The sequence below is a fragment of the Duganella sp. FT27W genome, from assembly GCF_009295655.1.
GTDB classification, from domain to species: domain Bacteria; phylum Pseudomonadota; class Gammaproteobacteria; order Burkholderiales; family Burkholderiaceae_D; genus Rugamonas; species Rugamonas zoogloeoides.
In genome coordinates, this window is the sequence record NZ_WHIV01000004.1 from 1 (window position 1) to 21,323 (window position 21,323).

Below are 21,323 nucleotides of genomic sequence, written 5' to 3' on the forward strand. Positions count from 1 at the left end.
ACTCACCCGTTCGCCACTCGCCGCCAGGTTGCCCCGCGCTGCCGTTCGACTTGCATGTGTAAGGCATGCCGCCAGCGTTCAATCTGAGCCAGGATCAAACTCTTCAGTTTAATCTCTGTTTATTTGCCGATTTCTCGGCACCGTCTTTCGACGGGTCGCTCACTCAAAATACTGACAGGCCACTATTTTCATAGCGCCTATTTCATTACTTCTTGTGAACATTTGATAATTTAAGTATCACGACGACTAGCGTCGTGTGCACTTTCATCAAACGTCCACACTTATCGACTGTTAATTTTTAAAGAACTTATTCGGTGTTGCGTTTCGCTGCGATCGTTTTGTCTGCCGCGAAGAAGAAAGAGTATGAAGCGTTTAGCTTGTTTCGTCAACCTTCTTTTTTTCTCGCTTCGTTCAGCATTTGCATGCCGTGTTCTGCGAGGGGGCGAATTATAGGCTAGCCCGCAGGGGCTTGGCAAGAGGCTTTTTTACACGGTGCCGGCAACGTCCGGATACAGTCGTACCAGGGTCGCGGAAATGATTTGCTTGATCAGTAATGCTGCGCGGTCGCCGGTGATGGCGACCTTTTCGCGGCGCACGTCTGTCCACAGTTCGACCAGGCTGGCGTCGTGCTGGCTGACGATCTGCTCCACTTCTTCCTGCCAGAATGCCGGCGCTTCGTTTTCAACAAAATTGCCACGGCCCCGGCCGAAGTGCGCCACGGCCAGGTAGCGCAGCACGCCGACGATGACCAGGTTGCGCATGAACGCGTCAGTAAACTGCACGGCGGCCACGTTGCGGTCGGTACTGGCGTTAAAACCCCAGGCGGCGCCGGCAAAGGTCAGTGCGCCCACCACGCCGCCGATGATGGCGCCGCCTCCTAATGTCAGGCCGCCAGCCATGACGTCGGCCGACAAGCCGGTGGCCGCGCCCGAGAGCATGGCGCCCAGCAAGCCGGCCTGCGCCTTGTCGATCGGTGCACGCACGGCAAAGCTCTCGCGCACGCGCTCGTTGATCTTGCCGGCGTCGGTGGGATCGAGCTGGTGCAGGATCAGCAGTTCGCGCGTGCTGTCGATCGACCGCTGGTTCAGCCGCGCGACCAGCGTGGCCATCGCCCGGTCCTGGCGCTGCTGTTCTTCGTTCTTGCCGATGCCCACCACCTTGAGCGCGGATTTCAGCATGCTCTTGCCCTCTTCCACGACCTGCTCGCTGTCGCGTGCGGCCGTGGACAATTGCGCAGCCAGCAGGTGAACGGCGCGGTCGTAGCGCTCGGTGTTGCGCGCCTGCCAGGTGGCAAATAGCCGGGCGTAACCTGCCTGCAACGACACGTCGAGCAACTTGCCCACCGTGTCGTAGAACACGCGCTCGTGCACCCAGCAGCGGGCAAAGGCGTCCAGCGCCAGCACCTCCCGCACGGCCGGATACTGGCGCAGGTGCTGGCGCCAACGCTCCTGCTCGGCGTGTTCCTCGCCCAGCGGGCGCGGGCGCCCCACCTGGTTGAGCAGCACCACGACCGGCTTGTCCAGCCATTCGAGGATTTTCATTTCCGCCGGCAGGTAGCCGGTGTCGCGTGGATCTTCCGACGAATTGACCAAGTAGAGTACGAGGTCGGCCGATTCGCGCGCCGTGCGCATCGCTTGCTGGCTGAGCCAGAACGGCCGGTCGCGGTAGCGGTCGATCACTTCGCGCAGGAACCAGCCGACCGGGTTACCCGATTGGCCCAGCCGCTTGAGCAGGCGCACCGAGTCGCCAAAGCCCGGCGTATCCCACAGTTGCAGCGAGTCTCCCTGCGGCGTGGTTAATAAGGTATGCGATTCGGCAAAGATGGTGACATGGGCGGCGTCGCGCACTTCGCCGATATCGACGCCGACCAGCGTGCGGGCCAGCGTGGTCTTGCCATTATTGGTATGCGAAATCAGGGCAAACTGGATCTGCACACCGTCTTTTTGCGTGGAAACGGTCATTGTGGTGTCGAGAGTGGCAGCCCGGCTTCGAGCGGATGGGCGCCGGGGTTGAGCAAATTGACCACCGTGGCCCTGGTGTGATGGAAGTGGCAGAACTGCTGCCACAACGCCACACGCTCGGCCAGGCGGGCGCGGTCGTCGGGATGGTCGCCCATGCGCTCGATGTAGCTCGATTGATCGAGCAGGACGGCAATGCCGCGCGGCGAGGACTTGACCAGATAGTCGAGGAAGGCGCCGTGGTTTTCCTTCTCCGGCGTGGCGGTGATGTTGAACAGCACGGCGGTGATATTGACGTTGGGGTCGGTCAGATCGACTTCACGCAGCAGCTCGCGTGCATCTTCGCCATAGGCGCTCGATGGCCGCAACATCATGCGGCCCTGCTCGCCGAACGCCATCACCGCGACCTGCACCAGGCCCTGGTGGCGCACCTCGTCCACGGTAAAGCTGTAAGGCAGAACGCGCAGCAGGCCGCCGGTGGATACGCCGATGGTGTCATTGAGGCGACGGAAATAAGGATGGTCGAGGTCGAGCGGGAAGCGTTTGGCGAAATGCGCCGCGCGCAGATTGTAGGCCAGCGCCAGCAGCAGGCGCGGCAGCACCACAAACAGGAAGATGGTCGCCGCATATAAATGTACCCAGCGCGCTCCGCCCTCGGCCGCCGTGGTTTGCGGGAAGCGCAGCGCTTCGATCTCGGCCAGAGTGAAACCTTGCAGGTTAAATACAAACATCGCCGGCGCGAACAGGAAAGACAGCAGACCATGCACTTGCGAGGCATTGAGGAAGGTGCTTTCCCAGCCGGCGCCGTATTGGGCCAACAAGCCGCGCGCATACAGCGAGGCGACGGCGCCGATGGAAAACAGCGCCGCGCTCAGGTGCACGGTACGGTTGAGACGGGCCGCCGTCAGCTTGGCACTCAGTTGCGCCCATTCGCCCATAAAGCTGAGCAAGGCGGTCGAGAGTACCGGCGGCATCTTGCGCGGCAGCGCCAGCTTGCCCACGCTCAGGCGGCGCACCATGCCGTCCTTGGGCCAGCCAGGCGAGCGCGATGGAACCACCAGGCTGATCAGCAATCCTATGTAAACCACGAAGTTCCACGCCAGGATCAGCAGCAACGGAGCGGAAAGCAGATCGACACGGTGCGGATCGGTGATGCGGTCGAGCGCCACGCCCAGTACCAGGGCCAGCAACGGCAGCGCCCAGGTCAGCCCTTGCAGGCCGTAGCGGCGCTTGGAGAAACTGGCAAAGGCAGGATTGCGCTCGGCCAGCCGCTTGAGCAGCAATTCGGAACGCTGCTGCAGGAAATCGTCGCCGGTTACCTCGGCATGCTTGCCGGAAGCCTGCCACTGCGCCAGTTCGCGCGCGCTGCGGCTGGCGTACAGGCGGTCGTCCTCGCTGAGAATTTCTTTCTTTTGATCGGTGGTCTCGATGGCGCGGACCATCACCACATCTCTCGCGATTAGCTCGTTCATGGAATCCCCGTTATGAGTTAAACAACCTGACAACCGGGATTGTGGCGTACTTTATGAAATCAAGCCAACGCTGCACGCCCTTTACGTGAGCCGAGTATCTCATACAGAAAATAGACGATGGCGACCGCGATCCAGACCGACCACAGAGTGTGAGTAAGGAAATGGGCGCCGCGCAACTGCTGCATCCAACCCACGGCAAAGCCGAACGCCAGCATGGCCGCACCGACAGCCGCTGCCATGCGCGGGCGCTCGGGCAGCCAGAACACGACCACCGCCAGCAGCCACAGCGCGCTCGACGCGTGGCCCGCCGGCAGGCAGTGACCGGAAGGTATCCCGGCCGGCATCATTTCCAGTAAGCGTACATACGGCTCGCTGCCGCCATAGCGCTGCAAATCCCACGGGCAGTGCGAATCGCTGAAACGCTTGAGCAGGCTGATCGCTGCCGGCACCAGCAGCGCCGACAGCGCCAGCACGCGCATGCCGGTGCGGCGCGCCACGGTCCAGCTGCGGAACGGCTTGAAGCAATCCCAGCTAGCCACACCGACCACCGTAAAACCCAGTACCTGCAGCACGGTTTTCAAAATTTCGTGGTTGAAGCGCTCGGCCAGCCACGCGTGCTGCCATGGAAACACGTTACGGGCGCGGTCGAACATGGCGTCGGCCAGGGCCAGGTCGATATCGGTGTTATTGCCGATCCACAGTATCAGCAGAGCAGAGACCAGCAGCGCCCACTCCACCGGCCGCAGCAGGGCGATGCGGCGAGATGTCGAGGGCGTATCAAGGCTGGTTGGCAAGGGTACAGGCATGGAACATATCCAGTTGCGGGTTATACACGGCGGTGTTGATGTTCAACATGCCCAGGAACGAGTGGAACACATTGTCGTGCGAGAAATCCTGGTCGCGCCGCGCTTCCATGCAGCGCTGGTCGATATTGAAGCGGTCGCGGAAGTTCTGATCCAGCCACAGCATGAACGGGACGTGGCGTTGCTCTTCGGGCGAAATGATGTACGGCGCACCGTGCAGGTACATATTTTTCTCGCCCAGCGATTCGCCATGGTCGGAGAAATACATCATGGCGGTATCGACGTTGCTCTCGGCGCCGGCAGCGCGCAGCATGTCGATGGTCTTGCTGAGGAAATAGTCGGTGTACAGGATGGTGTTATCGTACGCCGCGACGATCGACTCGCGCGAACATTTTTCCAGCTCATTGCTGCTGCACACGGGGCCAAAGCGCTGGAACGCCGGCGGGTACCGCTTCCAGTAAGCCGGGCCGTGGCTGCCCTTCTGGTGCAGCACGATCACCAGGTCGCGCCGGGCATTGCGGATGATGTCGGGCAAGCCTTGCAGCATGCGCTCGTCGTAGCACTCGTCCTTGCCGCAGAACGGATCGCCGGCTTTGACCTCCGACATGTCTTCGTAGGTGACGCGGTCGCAGGCGCCCTTGCAGCCGGAATTGTTATCGCGCCACAGCACGTCGATGCCGGCGTGGCTGATCACATCCAGCAGCCCCTCCTGGGACTTGGCCTTGTCTTCCGAATATTTTTCCCGCGTCATGCCCGAGAACAGGCAAGGCACGGAAATCGCCGTGGCCGTACCGCACGAATAGACATTCTTGAAATTGATCAGGCCGGCCTGGTGCGACAGCAGCGGGTTGGTGTCACGGCTGTAACCGTTAAGCGAGAAATTCATGGCACGCGCGGTTTCGCCCACCACCATGATGGTCACCGTGCGGCGCGGCGCCTGCACGCCCGCCGTCGGATGATCGGGGGGCTGCGACCACAGCTTGCCCTTCATGGCATCGCGGCCCATCGGCTCGACCACCAGCGGCTTGGCAAAGTGATGCTTGAAATAGCTGTTGGTTGCCTGGATGACATTGGTGGGCGTGAGCAGGAAGCGCATTTCGCGGTATTCGCGCACGGCCGGCGCCAGGGTCTTGAAAAAGGTCATCATCAAAATGCCGGCTGCACACACGGACAGCAGGACCACGATGGCATTGGTCACCACGCTCCGGGTCAACGACGGATAACGCAGCTTGACGTGGTATACGAACAGCGACGGCAACACGCCCAGCAGGCTCAAGGTGAACAACAAATCCCAGCTCAGCAGTTCCTCGGCTTCGTGCGGGTCGGTCTCCATCACGTTCTGGACCATGGCGGCATCGATGGCGATGCCGTAGCGGTTCATGAAATAGCTGGCGCCGGCTGTGACGAAAAACAGCACGATCAGCACCGGTTTGAGCAGGTAGCGGAAACCGACCAGGCTCAAAAACGCGTTGAACACCAGCGCCAGCATGGTAAATGCGCCCAGGTACAGCGGAATATTGGAAGCGTGCAAGCCACCGGTGGCAACCACGAAAGTTTTCCAGAAGCTGAAGTTGTAAGCCAGTACCAGGAATACCGAGGCGGCCAGCGTTAGTTGCATCGGATGCAAGGTCAGCTTGCGCAGTCGCGGCAGGATGGCGGTGCGCAGTGCCAGCGGCAACTGCAAGGTCAGGTTGTGAACGTTCACGCGAGGCTCCAAAAGTCTAGCCTCTACCTTACAAACCCGGGGGTCAAATCGCCGTCATGGCGGCGTTAAGATTGCGTTAAACCAATTTTATATGCGTGGAAAACGAATCTCGAACACGCTGCCGCCCCCTGCCCGCTCGCTGTAATGCAGGCTGGCGCCCAGGTAGGCGCAGATGCGTTGCACCAGCCCCAAGCCGAGGCCGGTACCGGACGAGCCGCTGGCGCCAACCGGCGCCGCCTCGTGCAGCACGCGGGCGCGCGCGGCCGGCGGCAGGCCGGGGCCGGTATCTTCGACGAACAGCGACCGGTCTTGCAGCACCACCAGCACTTCGCCCTCCAATGTATACAGGCAGGCATTGCGCACCAGGTTGCCGACGGCGGCAATCATCAGCTCGCGCGGCGCGGTCACCGTGAAATCGGCGCCGCCCGCATACCGCAAGCTCAACGGTTTAGCACCCACCAGCGGCTGGCTGCGCGCGCACTCGTCGGCAGCGAGCGCAGCCATCGACACCGGCGTTGCCTCCAGCTGCTCGGGCGAACGGGCCAGGCGCAGCAGCACGGTGACCGAATCGGATGCATCGCGCGCAGCGCGATAAATGCGCTCGGAAGCGGCCTGGATCGCCGGGTTGCCCGGCGCCTGCGCCATGATCACCTCGGCCGCGCCGCTGATGACGGTGAGTGGCGTGCGCAATTCGTGGCTGACATCGCCGGTAAAGAAGCGCTCGCGGTCCAGCACCTCGGTCAGCTCGGTGGTGCGGGCGGCAAAGGCGCGGGCCAGAATGCCCAGTTCGTCGGGACTGTCCTGCTGCGGCAGGTCGGTGCGGCGCGCCTGCACGGCCGTGGCCAGGTCCATGATGGGACGCACCACGCTGTTGCCGATAAACGCCCCGAACATCAGCGACGAGACCAGGAAACCGGCAAAGCCGACGGCAAACATGCTGTACACGACCAGCTCGATTTTTTCATATGCACTGGCGTGGTCCACCACCACGTAATCGCCGGCCGGATCGCGCCCGGCCAGCACGTGCAGGTCGACGCCATCGACCGTGATTTCATTGGCGCCCTGCGGCAAGCCGCGCAGCGACTGGGGAATCTCGGCATCATGGAAGAAACTGAGACCGGCCGGCATTTCCACCGGCAAGCCGCCGGCCTGGCGCGGCGAGGCCCAGGCCGCCACTTCCTCGAGGCGTTCATCGACCAGCTTGACCTCGATCCCTTCGACCGCCACAGCAGCGATGATGGCAAAGAACAGGCTGGCGACGGCGGCAAACAGCAGGTAGGCGACGACGATGCGGCGGCGCAGGGATTTAAACTGGGGCATCGGTAGCAAGCAATTTGTAGCCAATGCCGGACACGGTGCGCAGCATGGCGAAGTCGAAAGGTTTGTCGAGTACCTGGCGCAGCGCATGGATGTGCGTGCGCAAGGCGTCGCTGTCGGGGCGGTCCTCGCCCCATACTTGCTGTTCCAGCATGTCGCGCGTGACCAGCTTGGGCGCTTGGCTCATCAGGCACTTGAGGATGACGTAACCGGTCTTGGTCAGTACCAGCGGCGTGCCGGCGCGGTGCACCTCGAATTTCTCGGTATCGAAACGCAAATCGCCCACGGCCAGCACGGCCGCACCGGCGGTTTGCCCGCGCGCGCGGCGCACCAGCGCATTGAGCCGCACTTCCAGCTCGACCAGCGAGAACGGTTTGACCAGGTAATCGTCGGCGCCGCTGTCGAAGCCGGCCACCTTGTCCTGCACCGTGTCGCGCGCGGTGAGCATCAGTACCGGCGTCGTCTGGCGCAGCTCGGTGCGGATCTTGTGGCACAGTTCCAGCCCCGTCATCCCGGGCAGCATGACATCGAGCACCATCACGTCGTACTCGTGCTGGGCCGCCAGCGCCAGCCCGGCATAGCCGTTGGCGGCCGAGTCGAGCACATGGCCTTTCGGCTCCAGGAAGGCGTACAGGTTGGCCAGAATGTCCGGGTTGTCTTCGATGATCAGGATCCGCATGGAGGAGACGTCACAGTCCGTCAAAGTTGGCCGGGCGCTTGGCCAGGAATGCCTGCATGCCTTCTTTCTGCGCCGGCGTGCCGAAAGCGGCCTGGAACAGGCGGCGCTCGTAAGCCACGCCGTCGGTCAGCGGGGTCTCGAAGGCGCGGTTGACGGCGTCCTTGACCATCATTGCCACCGAGGTGGGCATGGCGGCAATTTGCTCGGCAATCACCAGCACTTCCTCGATCAGCTTTTCGGCCGACACCACGCGCGACACCAGGCCGATGCGTTCGGCTTCGGCGGCGTCGATGGTGCGCGCGGTGAGCAGCATGTCCATGGCCTTGGCCTTGCCGATGGCGCGTGGCAGGCGCTGGGTGGCGCCGGCGCCGGGCGGCACGCCGATCTTGATTTCGGGCTGGCCGAACTTGGCGGTATCAGCGGCGACGACGAAGTCGCACATCATGGCCAGCTCGCAGCCGCCGCCCAAGGCAAAGCCGGCCACGGCGCCGATCACCGGCTTGCGCACCTTCAGGATGTGCTCCCAGTTGCGGCTGATGTAGTTGTCGCGGTAGGTGTCGGCATACGTGTAATCGACCATGGCGGCGATGTCGGCGCCGGCGGCAAAGGCTTTTTCGCTGCCCGTGAGGACGATGCAGCCGATGGCAGGATCGGCATCGAACGTGCGCAAGGCGTCGCCAAGTTCGTCCATCATGTTGTCATTGAGCGCGTTGAGCGCCTTGGGACGGTTCAGGCGGATCAGCGCGGTCTTGCCGTGCACTTCGACGATCAGGTCTGCATATTGCATGATGTTCTCCAAGGTGGCATAGGTATGGCGTCGATTGTAGCGTCTATCCCGGCGCCGGGTATGATCGGCCTCCTGTCAGCGGAGATGGGCAAAACTTGTCAGTCGTGCCATAACGTGCGACAAGAAACGCGCCGAGATATTAGTCTCACTGCCATCAACCGCCAACTGGAGTGCGCCATGTTCAAATCGATTCTCTTCCCCACCGATGGCTCCGAGCTGTCGGAAAAAGCCACCGCCACTGCGGTGCAATTCGCCATGTTGCACCAGGCCCGCATGATCGGCATCACGGTCGTGCAACCGATCGCCATGACCCCGATCAGCGACGTGGGCGTGGTGGTGGACGTGGGCGACTTCTCGGTACAGATGCAGGAAGCCGCGCGCGAGCACATCGACAAGCTGGCCGCTGCCGCCAATATCGCCGGCGTGCCGTTCGAAGGCATCATTTCCACGTCCACCGTGCCGTTCGAGGAAATCATCGAAGCATCGAAACGCTTCAACTGCGACCTGATCATCATGGCCACCCACGGCCACACGGGGCTGGATAAATTCCTGCTGGGCAGCCAGACCGACAAGGTGTTGTCGAACACCACCCTGCCGGTACTGGTGTTGCGTTAATTTTTGCGCTGATTATTTAGGCAGCAGCACCCAGACGTTGCCGCGCTGCTTCATGCGGCCCGCGTTTTCAGCCGCCTCGGTGCCGAAGCCGAAGAAGTAATCGACGCGGATGGCGCCACGAATGGCCCCGCCCGTATCCTGCGCCATCACCAGGCGCTGCATCGGGATATCGCTGTTGGCCTGGGTGGTGTTGAGGAAAATCGGCGCGCCCAGCGGCAGTTGGGTCGGATCGATTGCTACCGAGCGCTGCGGCGTCAGCGGCAAGCCCATCGCGCCTTTCGGGCCGATCTTCGGATCTGGCAGCCGCTCTTCCTTGAAAAATACATAACTCGCGTTGGCGTTGAACAGTTCCTGCATGCGGGTGGGGTGACCGGCGATCCACGCCTTGATGCCCTGTGCCGACGCCTGGTCCAGCCGCAGCTCCCCCTTCTCTACCAGGTATTTGCCGATCGACTTATACGGATGGCCGTTCTGGTCGGCGTACGCCACGCGCACGGTTTCCTGGGTATCGGTCAGTTGCACCCGGCCCGAACCCTGCACTTCCAGGAAAAACGCTTCCACCGGATCATCGACCCACAACAACTCCTTGTTCTTCAGTTCGCCCGTATCGATCTCGGCGCGGCTGGAATAAGGCACCAGCTTCTTGCCCACCAGCTTGCCGCGCAGGCGCATGCCTTTCAAATCGGGATAAACGCTGGCCAGGTCCACGGTGATCATGTCGTCGGGCACCTTGTACAGCGGCGTCTGGTATGGACCGCCCTTCTTGCGGGCGCCGCGCAGCAGCGGCTCGTAGTAGCCGGTGACCAGGCCGTCGGTGGCGCCATCGGGCGCGACCACCTGGCTCGGCACCATGAACGCCTCGAAGAAGGTGCGGATGGCCTTGTCGTCGTTGCCATTGACGGTGCGGGCGATGCTGCACGATTCTTTCCAGATGGCCTGCTTGGCCAGCGACGTGCACGAAGCCATGAAGGCGGGCCAGGCGGCGCGAACGTCGTCGCGGTCCCAGCCTGGCAGGGCCGAGAAGGTGCTGGGCACCAGTTGCAGCTTGGCCGGCGCGGTGGACGGGGTGGCCGGCGTGGTGGGCGTCGCTGGCGTGGCCGGCTGCGCGGGTTTTGCAGCCGGTGCCGCCGTTGCGGACTGGTCGGGTGGAATCGGGGTGGTGGTACAAGCGGCCAGCGCGAGCATGGCAACACTCGCCGGAACGAGTAGACTACGGCGGGAAAAGTTCATGGGGAATCGCTATGTGGATATTGTTGTTGGAAGTGTGCGTGGCGCTGGGCCTGCTGGTGTTCCTGGTGTGGTGGACGATGTTCCACGGCCGGACCCGGCGCAAGAACAAGCACCGGGGCCGGGACAAACAGTAATCAGTGCAGCGTGCGCGGCAGCGACAGCACGAATTCGGGAATCTTCGCCTCGAACTGGTGGCCGTCTTCGGCCACGCAGAAGTATTCGCCGACCATCGAGCCCTGCGGCGTTTGCAGCGCCGAACCGCTGGTGTATTCGAACTGCTCGCCCGGTTGCAGCAGCGGCTGGTGACCCACCACGCCCAGGCCGCGCACTTCCTCGACATGGTTGTTGGCATCGGTAATCACCCAGTGGCGCGAGATCAGCTGCGCCGCCACCGTGCCGGTGTTCTTGATGGTGATGGAATAGGTGAACACGAAACTCGTGCGCTCCGGGTCCGACTGCTCAGGCAGGTACTGGGTTCTGACTGATACAGTGAATTCGTAAGTGGCCATCAACTTTCCTTAATAGATACAATGTCTTTGAATGCAAGTCCTTCATTGCACCGCAAATCGGCAACCTGCGCAAGGACGACTTGGGACAAATCGGGCCTATCTGCTCTCTAATTAGGCAGAGCGGCCGCGACCAGCGTAAAATGACGCATCTTTTTTTACGCCAGGCCCATTGCGGCCCCCTGCCATGACCCAATACCGCATCGCACCCAGCATCCTGTCCGCCGATTTCGCCCGCCTGGGCGAGGAAGTGCGCAATGTCGTCGCCGCCGGCGCCGACATCATTCACTTTGACGTGATGGACAACCATTATGTTCCCAATCTGACCATCGGCCCGCTGGTGTGCGAAGCGATCCGTCCGCACGTGCAGGTACCGATCGACGTCCACCTGATGGTCAAGCCGGTGGACCGCATCATCCCGGACTTCGCCAAGGCCGGCGCCAACATCATCACCTTCCACCCGGAAGCGTCCGATCACGTCGATCGCTCGCTGCAGCTGATCCGCGACCACGGTTGCAAGGCTGGCCTGGTGTTCAACCCGGCCACGCCGCTCAGCTACCTCGAGCACGTGATGGACAAGGTCGACATCATCCTGATCATGTCGGTCAACCCGGGCTTCGGCGGCCAGTCGTTCATTCCGCATGCGCTGAAAAAGATCGCCGACGCCCGTCGCCTGATCGATGAATCGGGCCGCGACATCATGCTCGAGGTCGATGGCGGCATCAAGATCGAGAACATCGCCGCTGCCGCTGCTGCCGGCGCCGACACCTTTGTCGCCGGTTCCGCCATCTTCGGCAAGCCTGACTACAAGGCCGTGATCGATGCCATGCGCGCCAACCTGGCCAAGGTCGGCGCGTAATGGCTAACATGCTGGCTACCGTGCAGGCTACCGTGCTGGCAGGCGTACGCGCAGCCATCATCGATCTCGATGGCACCATGCTCGACACCATTCCCGACTTCCACGTGGCGATTACCGGCATGCTGGCGGAACTGGACCTGCCGCCGGTAGCGCAAGAGCAGATCGCGGTCATGGTGGGCAAGGGATCGGAAAACCTGATCCGCGCCGTGCTGGCACTGCAACTGAACGAAGCGCCGCATTCGCCGCCGGTGGAAGCGCGCTTCAACTTTGCGATGGAAGCGTACGAGCGCCACTACCTGGCGATCAACGGCCAGCACAGCGCACTGTACCCGGACGTGCTCGAAGGCTTGACCGCCATGAAAGCAGCCGGCCTGCGCCTGGCCTGCGTGACCAACAAGCCGATCGCGTTTACCACCCCGCTGTTAAAACTCAAGGGTTTGAGCGGCTTTTTCGAGGTGGTGTACGGCGGCGACTCGCTGGCGCGCAAGAAGCCGGACCCGCTGCCTTTGCTGACGGTGTGCGCCGACTTTGGCCTGCAACCGGCGCAAGTGGTGGCGATCGGCGACTCGTCCAACGACGCGCAAGCGGCCCGGGCTGCGGGTTGCCCGGTGTTGACGGTACCGTATGGTTACAACCACGGTGAATCTGTACACGATATCGATTCCGATGGTATAGTTACCACGCTGCTAGAAGCGGCTAGCCTGATTCGTTCGCAAAATATACCAACTTAGCAGAACACCTGACCGAAATGTCTCTCACCAAAAAACACACCGTCAACCAACCAGGCTCGATTGAGGCCTGGCTTTGGCGACGCTGGCAATCCTGGCAGGGCTAATCGCCCGAGCCGTATTGCTGCCGCCCGCACCTCGCGTGCCCGGCAGGTTTTTTGAACAGCGCCGCCCTCTCCCCTCACCCTAGCGTGATCGCGCGGCGCCATGGAGAGCACACATGACCGAACTCGAATTCAAATCGTTGGCCAACGAAGGCTACAACCGCATCCCGTTGATCGCCGAAGCTTTTGCCGATCTCGAAACCCCACTCACGCTGTACCTGAAACTGGCCCAGTCCCAGAACGCCGGCAAGAACACGTTCCTGCTCGAATCGGTCGTCGGTGGCGAGCGTTTCGGCCGCTTCTCGTTCATCGGCCTGCCGGCCAACACGATTTTGCGCACGTTCGGCACCCGCACCGAGATCGTGAAAAACGGCGCCGTCATCGAAACCCATGACGGCAATCCGCTCGACTTCATCGAGACGTATCAAAAGCGCTTTAAAGTAGCGGTACGCCCCGGCATGCCGCGCTTCTGCGGCGGCCTGGCCGGCTACTTCGGCTACGACACCGTGCGCCACATCGAAAAAACCCTGGCCAACTCGCCCAACCAGCCGAAAGATGACCTGGGTCTGCCCGACATCCAGCTGATGGTGACCGAGGAACTGGCGGTGATCGACAACCTGTCCGGCAAGCTGTACCTGATCGTGTATGCGGACACGACGCAGCCCGAGTCGTTCAGCAAAGCGCGCCAGCGCCTGAAAGACTTGCGCATGATGCTGCGCCGGGGCGTGGAAGCGCCGGTCACCAGCGCCTCGGTACGCACCGAGATCACGCGCGACTTCGCCAAGGAAGATTATTTAAAGGCGGTAGCCCGCGCCCACGAATACGTGATGGCCGGCGATTTGATGCAGGTGCAGATCGGCCAGCGCCTGCGCAAACCGTACGTCGATTCGCCGCTGTCGCTGTACCGCGCGCTGCGTTCGCTGAACCCGTCGCCGTATATGTACTTCTACAATTTCGGCGACATGCAGATCGTCGGCGCGTCGCCCGAAATCCTGGTGCGCAACGAGACCCTGCCAGACGGCGAGAAAAAGGTCACGCTGCGCCCGATCGCCGGCACCCGCCCGCGCGGCGCCACGCCCGAGCGCGACGCCGAACTGGCCACCGAACTGCTGGCCGATCCAAAAGAAATCGCCGAACACGTGATGCTGATCGACCTGGCGCGCAATGACCTGGGCCGCATCTCCGACACCGGCACCGTCAAGGTCACCGACCGCCTGGTCATCGAAAAATACTCGCACGTGCAGCACATCGTGTCCAACGTCGAGGGCAAGCTGAAAAGCGGGCTGTCGAACCTGGACGTGCTGCGCGCCACCTTCCCGGCCGGCACGCTGACCGGCGCGCCGAAAGTGCGGGCCATGGAAGTGATCGACGAGCTCGAAATTTCCAAGCGCGGCATTTACGGCGGCGCCTGCGGCTACCTGTCGTTCGGCGGCGAGATGGACGTGGCCATTGCAATCCGCACCGGCGTGATCAAGGACGGCATGTTGTACGTGCAGGCCGCCGCCGGCATCGTGGCCGACTCGATCGCCGAAATGGAATGGCAGGAAACCGAAAACAAGGCGCGCGCCGTGCTGCGCGCTGCCGAACAAGTACAAGATGGCCTGGATGGGGAGTTCTGACATGCTGCTGATGATCGACAACTACGACTCCTTCACTTACAACATCGTCCAGTATTTCGGCGAACTCGGTGAAGACGTGCGGGTGTACCGCAACGACGAAATCACGATCGAACAGATCGAAGCGCTGAACCCCGACCGCATTTGCATCTCGCCCGGCCCGAAAGACCCGGCGCAGGCCGGCATTTCGATCGCAGTATTAAAACACTTCGCCGGCAAGAAGCCGATTTTGGGCGTATGCCTCGGTCACCAGGCCATCGGCGAAGCGTTCGGCGGCAAGGTGATCCGCGCCAAGCAGGTCATGCACGGCAAAACCTCTCTTATCGCGCATACCGGCGTGGGCGTCTTCAAGGACTTGCCCTCGCCGTTTACGGTGATCCGCTATCACTCCCTGGCCATCGAGCGCAGCTCGTTGCCAGCCTGCCTCGAAGTGACGGCATGGACGGATGACGGCGAAATCATGGGCGTGCGGCACAAGGATTACGACATCGAGGGGGTGCAGTTCCACCCCGAGTCGATCCTGTCCGAACACGGCCACGCCTTGCTGAAGAACTTCCTGGTTCGTTAAGCATTCCGCTGTCGTACACCTGCGTAAAAATTTGAGAGAAGGATTGGTCATGGCGATTACCCATCAAGAAGCACTGCTGCGCTGTATCGAACACCGCGAGATTTTCCACGACGAGATGCTGCACCTGTTCCGCCAGATCATGTCCGGCGAAATGTCGCCCACCATGATCGCGGCCCTGACCATGGGCCTGCGCGTCAAAAAAGAAACCATCGGCGAGATCGCCGCCGCCGCCCAAGTGATGCGCGAGTTTTCCACCAAGGTGCCGATGGCCGACACCACCGGCCTGCTCGACATCGTCGGCACCGGCGGCGATGGCGCCCACACGTTTAATATTTCCACCACCGCCATGTTCGTGGCAGCGGCGGCCGGCGCGCGTGTGGCCAAGCATGGCGGGCGCAGTGTGTCGTCGTCGTCGGGCAGCGCCGATGTCATCGAGGCGCTCGGCGCCAACATCAATTTGAAACCCGAGCAGATTGCGCAGTCGATCGCGCAAACCGGCATCGGCTTCATGTTCGCGCCAAACCACCACGCGGCCATGCGCCATGTAGCCCCAGTACGCAAGGAGCTTGGCGTGCGCTCGATCTTCAACATCCTGGGGCCGCTGACCAACCCGGCCGGCGCGCCGAATATCCTGATGGGTGTGTTCCATGCCGACCTGGTGGGTATCCAGGTGCGGGTGCTGCAACGCCTCGGTGCGCAGCATGCGATCGTTGTGTATGGCCGCGACAATATGGACGAAGTGTCGCTGGGCGCGGGTACCATGATCGGTGAACTGGTCAACGGCGAAATCCGCGAATACGAAATCCACCCGGAAGACTTCGGCCTGCCGATGATCGCCAGCCGCAACCTGAAGGTAGCGGACGCCGCCGAATCGAAAGCAAAGATGATGGAAGCGCTGCGCGGCGAGCCGGGTCCGGCCTTCGATATCGTGGCGCTCAATGCCGGCACCGCGCTGTACGCGGCCGGCGTGGCCAGCTCGATCGAAGACGGCCTGCAACGCGCGCGCGCGGCGATTACCTCGGGCGATGCGTTGAAGAAGGTCGAGCAGTTTGTGAGCGTGACGCAAACCCTGGGCGCTGCCAACTGAGGCCAAATGACGACGAACAGAAGAGCGTCGTCCAGAAGCAGGCCCCGTCAACACGTCCACCACACGCAATTCCGTCATCCCCGCGAACGCGGGGATCCATAGAACACCCGAATAAACGAACCGCCGACCATGTCCGACATCCTCAACAAAATCCTCGCCGTCAAAGCCGACGAAGTGGCCGCCGCCAAAAAACACCGCAGTTTCGCCAGCCTGCGCGACGACGTCGAATCGCACACCGAACTGCGCGCCCAGCTGCGCGGCTTTGAAGCGAGCCTGCGTGCAAAAATCGATGCCGGCAAACCGGGCGTGATCACCGAAATCAAGAAGGCGTCGCCGTCGAAAGGCGTGATCCGCGCCGACTTCCGCCCGGCCGACATCGCCAAAACCTATGAAGCCAATGGCTCCGCGTGCCTGTCGGTGTTGACCGACGAGCAGTTCTTCCAGGGTTCGGTGGCGTACCTGGAGCAAGCCCGCGCCGCGTGTGCACTACCGGTGCTGCGCAAGGACTTCATGATCGACATCTACCAGATCTATGAAGCGCGCAAGATGGGGGCCGATGCGATCCTGTTGATCGTCTCGGCGCTCGATCACGGCTTGATGGCGGAGATGGAAGCGGTTGCCCACGAACTGGGCATGGGCGTGCTGGTGGAAACGCATGATGGCGACGAACTGACCGCCGCGCTGCGCCTGAAAACCCGGCTGCTGGGGATTAACAACCGCAACCTGCGCACGTTCGAGGTATCGCTGGAAAATACCCTGGGGCTGCTGGACCGCATCCCCGAGGACAAGCTGGTGATCACCGAGTCGGGCATCATGGTGCCGGCCGACGTGGAACGCATGCGCGCAGCAAACGTGCACGCGTTCCTGGTCGGCGAAGCCTTTATGCGCGCGGAAGACCCGGGCGCAGAACTGGCCCGCCTGTTTAATTAAGCCTTCGTCCAGAACACCAGGGGGGCCAGCGCGCTGGCTCTCCAGGTGAGCGTAAACGCGACGATCACCGCCGCCCCTGCCACACTCATCACCCACACCAGCGACGCCATCGACGCCGAGTCGACCATCAGGCACAGCACCAGCGACGTCACCAACGCCACCGCGCCGAGCACCCGCAGCGACTTGACCGTGGCCGGCGGACAGGCAGCCTTGCCGCGTACCTGCTCCCAGTGGTTTTCCATCGACAGGGCCAGCCAGGCCATACCCATCACGGTGACGACCAGCGCCGCCAACAACATCAATGCATCAGGCATGACCTGCCTCCATCACGGGGGTGTTCGCAGTAACCTTGCTCTCGGCGCGCAATTGCAGCTTGCGCGCGGCTAATACTGCCAGCACCGCGCCGGTCAGCATGAACAGGTCGGCGCCGGCCACCGGCCAGTAGCCGTTGCCGATGGTGCGCAGCAGGTGGTCGCCGGTGGTGACCCAGTTCAGTACCGGCGCGGTCACGCCCAGTACGGCAATCGCCAGGCATTGCTCACGCCAGGCCGGGGCGATGCGCCCTTCGGCCACCGGCGCGGTGCGCCAGAACGCGTGCGCCATCGCCACCATCCAGGCCCCCCAGAAGCAGTATTTTTCCATGTCGCCGCGCAGCGGCCAGCCGTCGGGCATGACGTCCGGCAGCAGGCGGTTGGCGATCAGCATGCCCAGCGCCGCGATCATCATCCCGGTGAGCGTGGTCACGCCCAAGGCATCGACAACCCGGGCGCCGCTGCTGCCCTGCTTGGCGTGCTGGCGCTTGCGCTTTTCAACGAAGAACAGGAAGCCGGTGGCGATACACGCGCAACCGAGCAGGCCGCCCAGCACATACAGCCAACGCAACAGCCAGTGCCGGAAGTGCTGCAAGTGCAGGCCGGTGAGGAATTCGTTAATGCGGCCGACGGCGGTCGGCGGCGGGTCTTCGCGCATCACGACGCCGGTGGACGCCTTGAAGTGGATGCCCTCCCCGGTGAGCGCGATACGGTCGGTGCCGGCGCGGTAGATGCTGACATAGCCGTTGGCGTCGCCCACGTGTTGCACTTGCAGGAAACCGACGTCGCCAGCCATGCCCTTCTCGGCCCAGCGGCGCTGCGCTTCCTTGACCATGGCATCGACCGATGCCATTTTTGCCGGAACGCCGGCCGGGTCGTGCGGCAAGCCGGTTTCCAGCGCTTCGTGTATCTCGTGCTGGTCGTGCAAGGCTTGCAGCTGGGTGTGGCCGATCGGGAAATAGATCCCGGCGAAAATCACCAGGCCGGTAAAGGCAAAGAAGAAGTGGAACGGCAGCGCGACCACGCCGGTGAGATTATGCAGGTCGAGCATACTGCGCTGGGTGGTCTTTTTCGGCCGGAACGTGAACAGTTCGCGGAAGATCTTGCGGTGCATGACCACGCCCGTCACCAGCGCGACCAGCATCATCAGGGCGGCAAAGCCGACGATCCAGTAGCCGACGTTTTTCCAGTAAAAGGTGAGGCTGTAGTGCAGCGGGTAGAAGAACCCGCTGCCGACCTTGAGGCGGTCGTCGGGCAATGCGGCACCGGTGCGCGGATCGACCGTGCGCTGGGCGAAGATCATGGTTTCCGGATCCTTGGCGTTCGGTACCTCGTAACCGGCAAACATGGTCAGCACCGGATCGCGGTGGGTGGTGTACGCGCCCCAGCTTTTCACCTTGTCGAAATGATCAGGCAGCGGGCCATTGACCAGCGGTTCGGTAAAAGCACGCGCCTGCGGCAACGGCTGCATGTCTTCGAAAATCGGGCGCATCAACTTGTCGAACGACGGCATCGGCTGCGGTTCGAAGCGCGAAGCGGGGATGGCCCAGCGGTCGATTTCGCGGTCGAACACCGACAGCGAACCGAAGAAAAATACAACCACCAGTACAAATCCGAGGGCCAGTCCGAACCAGGTATGCACCCAGGCCATCGACTGTCTGAAATTCTGCAGCATTGGAAAACTCCGTAGTGTCAGCGTTGGTTACGTGATCAGGTTCTTGATAAGTTCGGCAGCCGAAGCCATGACCACGGCGCCACCGGCCAGTACCAGCCACACGCGTACGATATTGCGCGCAGCGAATGCGGTCAGGAAGATGGTCAAAAACACCAGGAAACCGATGATGGCGGTCAGGTGCTCGGCGTCATGGAATTCCATGTCGGCGGCAACCATTGCAGCCATGCCGAAGGCGATCAGCCCCCAGGTAAAGGCATAGCCGCCGAAGACGGCAGCCAGCGTCCGCCAGACGATGTCGGAGCGGGAAATCGATGCAGTGGCCATGATAAGGGCAATTTAGCGAATGAGAATTATTCGCATGATAGCAGCATTACCGGGTGCTCGGTGACCATCTTTATGCCAAAAGGGACAGTGGATGGGACCGATTACGGGGTTTTGTGCCGGATGATGGCGTGTTTATGCCGGAATCTGGCACATCCAGTATGAAAAAAATGGCCGCACGGTGGGTGCGGCCATCGATGAGCGGGGGCGGCCCGGATGCGGCCCGCGCTTTATCGCGCAGCGCTCGGCCGTAACGGCCCGGACGATTTCTTCGCGACTGGATCGAGCGTGAGCGTGATGCCGGGCACCCGCTCGCCCTGCAACACGGCACTGAACACCATCAGCTCGTCGCGGCGGAAGGCATGGATTTGCACCGTGCTGCCCACCGCGTAGCGCGCCAGCAGATTGTCCAGGTTGGTGGCGGTCACGCGCAAGCCATCGACCGCCACCAGCAGGTCGCCGGCCGACAAACCGGCCAGGTGCGCGGCGCCGTTTTCGTGCACGGCCGCTAACTTGCAGTCACTGCCGTCGCGGCCCAGGTTGGCATCGAGACTAGGCTTGGACGACTTGCGGTCGTCGGCATACTTGACGCCGAACGGCGCCAGCAGCTTGGCCAGCGGCACGTCCTCGGTGCCGCGGATGTACTTGTCGAAGAACGGCTTGAAGCGCGCGCCGCCGATTTCGTCGAACAGCGCTTCCACTTCAGCCGGCGTCACGCCCCGGCCACCGCCCTGGTAAAAGTCGCGACCGAAACGCTCCCACAAGGCGCGCATCACATCGTCGAGCGACTTCTTGCCGCCGGTCTTGGCGCGGATGGTCAGATCGAGCGCCAGCGCGATCAGCGAACCCTTGGTGTAATAGCTGATGATGGCGTTGGGCGCATTTTCGTCCTGGCGGTAGTACTTGCCCCAGGCGTCGAAACTCGACTCGGCCACGCTTTGCTTGGTGCGGCCGCTGCCGCGCAGCACGCTGCTGATGGTCTTGCCCAGCAATTTGAAATAACTGGGTTCGGCGATCAGGCCCGAGCGCACCAGCATCAAATCGTCGTAGTAGCTGGTAAAGCCCTCGAACAGCCACAGCAGCGGCGAATAATTCTCCACTTGCAAGTTGTACGGCGCAAACGCGGCCGGCTTGATGCGCTTGACGTTCCAGGTGTGGAAGTACTCGTGGCTGCACAGGCCCAGGTATTGCAGGTAGCCGTCGCCGATGTCCTTGTTTACCGCTGCCGTGGTGGGCAAATCGCCGCGATTGCAGATCAGCGCGGTGGAGGCCCGGTGTTCGAGGCCGCCGTAGCCGTCGCCTACCGCCATGGTCATGAACACGTAGCGGTCCATCGGCGCCTGCCTGGTCTTGGGCTCGAAGAAGGTAATCTGCGTTTCGCAGATGCGCTTCAGGTCCGTGCACAGGCGGTTCAGGTCGAGGTTGGGTACGCGACCGGTGACCACCACGTCGTGCGGGATGCCGTGCGCCTTGAAGGTGGCCAGCGCAAAGTCGCCCTGCTCCACCGGGTGGTCGATCAATTCGTCGTAGTTGGCGGCGATATAGGTGCCGTAGCCGTAGCGCTTCGCTTTCAATTCCGGCAGCGCGGTGGCTACGCGCCAGGTCTTGGCCGCATCGTCCTCCGGGCGCTGGATATCGACCACGTGCGGCGTTTCTTCCTGGCCCAGCACGCGCAGGAACACGCTGGTGCCGTTGAAGAAGGCGTGGTTCTGGTCCAGGTGGGCGGCGCGCACCGACAGGTCCCAGGCATAAACTTCGTAGTGCAGCGTGAGCGGCGCCGCCTGGTCTTTCAGTGGCGCGGCCTGCCAGCTGTGTTTATCGAGTTTGGTCAGTTCGACCGGCTGGCCGTCCGACTCGGCGCGGATGCGCACGATATTGCGCGAAAACTCGCGGATCATGTAGCTACCGGGGATCCAGGCTGGCAGTGCGAACACCTGCCCTGCTTCGGACGGCGCCGCCACGGTCAAGGTCACGTGGAACAGGTGGGCCGCCAGGTCGTGGCCCACGATGGTATAGACGATGGCCGGGGTTTTAGTCGTTTTCTTCATCTTG

21 protein-coding genes and 1 rRNA gene are annotated in these 21,323 nt (G+C 62.3%); 8 read left to right on the forward strand and 14 right to left on the reverse strand.

Annotated elements, in window-relative coordinates; translation table 11 throughout:
- The 8 genes from F8197_RS17205 to F8197_RS17240 all read right to left on the reverse strand — a co-directional run.
- Positions 1-110, reverse strand: a 16S ribosomal RNA gene (locus tag F8197_RS17205); the annotation flags it as partial.
- A gap of 375 nt (positions 111-485) precedes the next feature.
- Positions 486-1,961 carry a GTPase domain-containing protein gene (locus tag F8197_RS17210; RefSeq protein ID WP_152882952.1) on the reverse strand — a complete coding sequence of 492 codons (1,476 nt, stop codon included), beginning with the start codon at positions 1,959-1,961 and terminating at the stop codon, positions 486-488.
- Positions 1,958-3,430, reverse strand: coding sequence for a DUF2868 domain-containing protein (locus F8197_RS17215; RefSeq protein ID WP_193333464.1), 1,473 nt, complete (start codon positions 3,428-3,430; stop codon positions 1,958-1,960). The genes F8197_RS17210 and F8197_RS17215 overlap by 4 nt, the downstream gene beginning before the upstream one ends.
- A gap of 59 nt (positions 3,431-3,489) precedes the next feature.
- Positions 3,490-4,236 (reverse strand): phosphatase PAP2 family protein, encoded by a 747-nt coding sequence (locus F8197_RS17220; protein ID WP_152882953.1) that lies wholly within the window; start codon positions 4,234-4,236, stop codon positions 3,490-3,492.
- Positions 4,208-5,938 carry a phosphoethanolamine transferase gene (locus tag F8197_RS17225; protein ID WP_373996904.1) on the reverse strand — a complete coding sequence of 577 codons (1,731 nt, stop codon included), beginning with the start codon at positions 5,936-5,938 and terminating at the stop codon, positions 4,208-4,210. The genes F8197_RS17220 and F8197_RS17225 overlap by 29 nt, the downstream gene beginning before the upstream one ends.
- 87 nt (positions 5,939-6,025) lie before the next feature.
- The gene (locus F8197_RS17230) at positions 6,026-7,258 is read right to left on the reverse strand and encodes a HAMP domain-containing sensor histidine kinase (RefSeq protein WP_152882955.1); all 1,233 of its coding nucleotides are present in this window, start codon (positions 7,256-7,258) and stop codon (positions 6,026-6,028) included.
- The gene (locus tag F8197_RS17235) at positions 7,245-7,934 is read right to left on the reverse strand and encodes a response regulator transcription factor (RefSeq protein WP_152882956.1); all 690 of its coding nucleotides are present in this window, start codon (positions 7,932-7,934) and stop codon (positions 7,245-7,247) included. The genes F8197_RS17230 and F8197_RS17235 overlap by 14 nt, the downstream gene beginning before the upstream one ends.
- 10 nt (positions 7,935-7,944) lie before the next feature.
- Positions 7,945-8,721 carry an enoyl-CoA hydratase gene (locus F8197_RS17240; protein ID WP_056147194.1) on the reverse strand — a complete coding sequence of 259 codons (777 nt, stop codon included), beginning with the start codon at positions 8,719-8,721 and terminating at the stop codon, positions 7,945-7,947.
- Positions 8,722-8,898: 177 nt separating this feature from the next.
- Here F8197_RS17240 and F8197_RS17245 point away from each other — a divergent pair, with 177 nt between their 5' ends.
- Complete coding sequence (locus F8197_RS17245; protein ID WP_056147192.1) at positions 8,899-9,336, forward strand: universal stress protein; 438 nt, start codon at positions 8,899-8,901, stop codon at positions 9,334-9,336.
- 12 nt (positions 9,337-9,348) lie between these two features.
- On the opposite strand, the gene F8197_RS17250 is transcribed toward F8197_RS17245, so the two are convergent.
- A complete protein-coding gene (locus tag F8197_RS17250; protein ID WP_152882957.1) occupies positions 9,349-10,521 on the reverse strand; it encodes a murein transglycosylase A in 1,173 nt (390 codons plus the stop codon).
- 56 nt (positions 10,522-10,577) lie between these two features.
- Between F8197_RS17250 and F8197_RS29190 the strand changes: the two genes are divergently transcribed.
- A complete protein-coding gene (locus F8197_RS29190) occupies positions 10,578-10,700 on the forward strand; it encodes a hypothetical protein (protein ID WP_255472991.1) in 123 nt (40 codons plus the stop codon).
- On the opposite strand, the gene apaG is transcribed toward F8197_RS29190, so the two are convergent.
- On the reverse strand, positions 10,701-11,075 hold the full coding sequence (gene apaG / locus F8197_RS17255; protein WP_019923875.1) for a Co2+/Mg2+ efflux protein ApaG: 375 nt from the start codon (positions 11,073-11,075) through the stop codon (positions 10,701-10,703).
- 184 nt (positions 11,076-11,259) lie between these two features.
- Between apaG and rpe the strand changes: the two genes are divergently transcribed.
- The 6 genes from rpe to trpC all read left to right on the forward strand — a co-directional run bounded on the left by rpe (position 11,260) and on the right by trpC (position 16,964).
- Positions 11,260-11,931: a ribulose-phosphate 3-epimerase gene (rpe, locus tag F8197_RS17260; RefSeq protein ID WP_152882958.1), complete on the forward strand. Its 672-nt coding sequence runs from the start codon at positions 11,260-11,262 to the stop codon at positions 11,929-11,931.
- Positions 11,931-12,662, forward strand: a complete 732-nt coding sequence (locus F8197_RS17265; RefSeq protein ID WP_227012304.1) for a phosphoglycolate phosphatase — start codon at positions 11,931-11,933, stop codon at positions 12,660-12,662. The genes rpe and F8197_RS17265 overlap by 1 nt, the downstream gene beginning before the upstream one ends.
- A 217-nt stretch (positions 12,663-12,879) precedes the next feature.
- Positions 12,880-14,382 carry an anthranilate synthase component I gene (gene trpE / locus F8197_RS17270; protein WP_152882959.1) on the forward strand — a complete coding sequence of 501 codons (1,503 nt, stop codon included), beginning with the start codon at positions 12,880-12,882 and terminating at the stop codon, positions 14,380-14,382.
- Between the two features lies 1 nt (position 14,383).
- Positions 14,384-14,947, forward strand: coding sequence for an aminodeoxychorismate/anthranilate synthase component II (locus F8197_RS17275; protein WP_056147185.1), 564 nt, complete (start codon positions 14,384-14,386; stop codon positions 14,945-14,947).
- 49 nt (positions 14,948-14,996) lie between these two features.
- Positions 14,997-16,034 (forward strand): anthranilate phosphoribosyltransferase, encoded by a 1,038-nt coding sequence (gene trpD, locus F8197_RS17280; protein WP_056147183.1) that lies wholly within the window; start codon positions 14,997-14,999, stop codon positions 16,032-16,034.
- 129 nt (positions 16,035-16,163) lie between these two features.
- Positions 16,164-16,964, forward strand: a complete 801-nt coding sequence (gene trpC / locus F8197_RS17285; protein WP_152882960.1) for an indole-3-glycerol phosphate synthase TrpC — start codon at positions 16,164-16,166, stop codon at positions 16,962-16,964.
- Here trpC and F8197_RS17290 read toward each other — a convergent pair.
- The 4 genes from F8197_RS17290 to F8197_RS17305 form a co-directional block, all read right to left on the reverse strand.
- Positions 16,961-17,278 carry a DUF3325 domain-containing protein gene (locus tag F8197_RS17290; RefSeq protein WP_152882961.1) on the reverse strand — a complete coding sequence of 106 codons (318 nt, stop codon included), beginning with the start codon at positions 17,276-17,278 and terminating at the stop codon, positions 16,961-16,963. The two genes, trpC and F8197_RS17290, sit on opposite strands and share 4 nt — an antisense overlap.
- Positions 17,271-18,950, reverse strand: coding sequence for a PepSY domain-containing protein (locus tag F8197_RS17295; RefSeq protein ID WP_152882962.1), 1,680 nt, complete (start codon positions 18,948-18,950; stop codon positions 17,271-17,273). Before F8197_RS17295 ends, F8197_RS17290 begins: the two co-directional genes overlap by 8 nt.
- Before the next feature lie 27 nt (positions 18,951-18,977).
- On the reverse strand, positions 18,978-19,274 hold the full coding sequence (locus tag F8197_RS17300) for a hypothetical protein (protein ID WP_056147174.1): 297 nt from the start codon (positions 19,272-19,274) through the stop codon (positions 18,978-18,980).
- 227 nt (positions 19,275-19,501) lie between these two features.
- Positions 19,502-21,319 (reverse strand): M61 family metallopeptidase, encoded by a 1,818-nt coding sequence (locus F8197_RS17305; protein ID WP_152882963.1) that lies wholly within the window; start codon positions 21,317-21,319, stop codon positions 19,502-19,504.
- Positions 21,320-21,323: the final 4 nt, after the last annotated feature.

Excerpts from the sequence above, each read along its gene's own strand:
- F8197_RS17265 (WP_227012304.1), top strand. The coding sequence starts at position 11,931 with ATGGCTAACATGCTGGCTACCGTGCAGGCTACCGTGCTGGCAGGCGTA.
- F8197_RS17290 (WP_152882961.1), bottom strand. The coding sequence starts at position 17,278 with ATGCCTGATGCATTGATGTTGTTGGCGGCGCTGGTCGTCACCGTGATG.
- F8197_RS17210 (WP_152882952.1), bottom strand. The coding sequence starts at position 1,961 with ATGACCGTTTCCACGCAAAAAGACGGTGTGCAGATCCAGTTTGCCCTG.
- F8197_RS17275 (WP_056147185.1), top strand. The coding sequence starts at position 14,384 with ATGCTGCTGATGATCGACAACTACGACTCCTTCACTTACAACATCGTC.
- apaG (WP_019923875.1), bottom strand. The coding sequence starts at position 11,075 with ATGGCCACTTACGAATTCACTGTATCAGTCAGAACCCAGTACCTGCCT.
- F8197_RS17245 (WP_056147192.1), top strand. The coding sequence starts at position 8,899 with ATGTTCAAATCGATTCTCTTCCCCACCGATGGCTCCGAGCTGTCGGAA.
- F8197_RS29190 (WP_255472991.1), top strand. The coding sequence starts at position 10,578 with ATGTGGATATTGTTGTTGGAAGTGTGCGTGGCGCTGGGCCTGCTGGTG.
- trpD (WP_056147183.1), top strand. The coding sequence starts at position 14,997 with ATGGCGATTACCCATCAAGAAGCACTGCTGCGCTGTATCGAACACCGC.
- trpC (WP_152882960.1), top strand. The coding sequence starts at position 16,164 with ATGTCCGACATCCTCAACAAAATCCTCGCCGTCAAAGCCGACGAAGTG.
- F8197_RS17295 (WP_152882962.1), bottom strand. The coding sequence starts at position 18,950 with ATGCTGCAGAATTTCAGACAGTCGATGGCCTGGGTGCATACCTGGTTC.
- F8197_RS17235 (WP_152882956.1), bottom strand. The coding sequence starts at position 7,934 with ATGCGGATCCTGATCATCGAAGACAACCCGGACATTCTGGCCAACCTG.
- trpE (WP_152882959.1), top strand. The coding sequence starts at position 12,880 with ATGACCGAACTCGAATTCAAATCGTTGGCCAACGAAGGCTACAACCGC.
- F8197_RS17240 (WP_056147194.1), bottom strand. The coding sequence starts at position 8,721 with ATGCAATATGCAGACCTGATCGTCGAAGTGCACGGCAAGACCGCGCTG.
- F8197_RS17300 (WP_056147174.1), bottom strand. The coding sequence starts at position 19,274 with ATGGCCACTGCATCGATTTCCCGCTCCGACATCGTCTGGCGGACGCTG.
- F8197_RS17215 (WP_193333464.1), bottom strand. The coding sequence starts at position 3,430 with ATGAACGAGCTAATCGCGAGAGATGTGGTGATGGTCCGCGCCATCGAG.
- rpe (WP_152882958.1), top strand. The coding sequence starts at position 11,260 with ATGACCCAATACCGCATCGCACCCAGCATCCTGTCCGCCGATTTCGCC.
- F8197_RS17230 (WP_152882955.1), bottom strand. The coding sequence starts at position 7,258 with ATGCCCCAGTTTAAATCCCTGCGCCGCCGCATCGTCGTCGCCTACCTG.
- F8197_RS17305 (WP_152882963.1), bottom strand. The coding sequence starts at position 21,319 with ATGAAGAAAACGACTAAAACCCCGGCCATCGTCTATACCATCGTGGGC.
- F8197_RS17250 (WP_152882957.1), bottom strand. The coding sequence starts at position 10,521 with ATGCTCGCGCTGGCCGCTTGTACCACCACCCCGATTCCACCCGACCAG.
- F8197_RS17220 (WP_152882953.1), bottom strand. The coding sequence starts at position 4,236 with ATGCCTGTACCCTTGCCAACCAGCCTTGATACGCCCTCGACATCTCGC.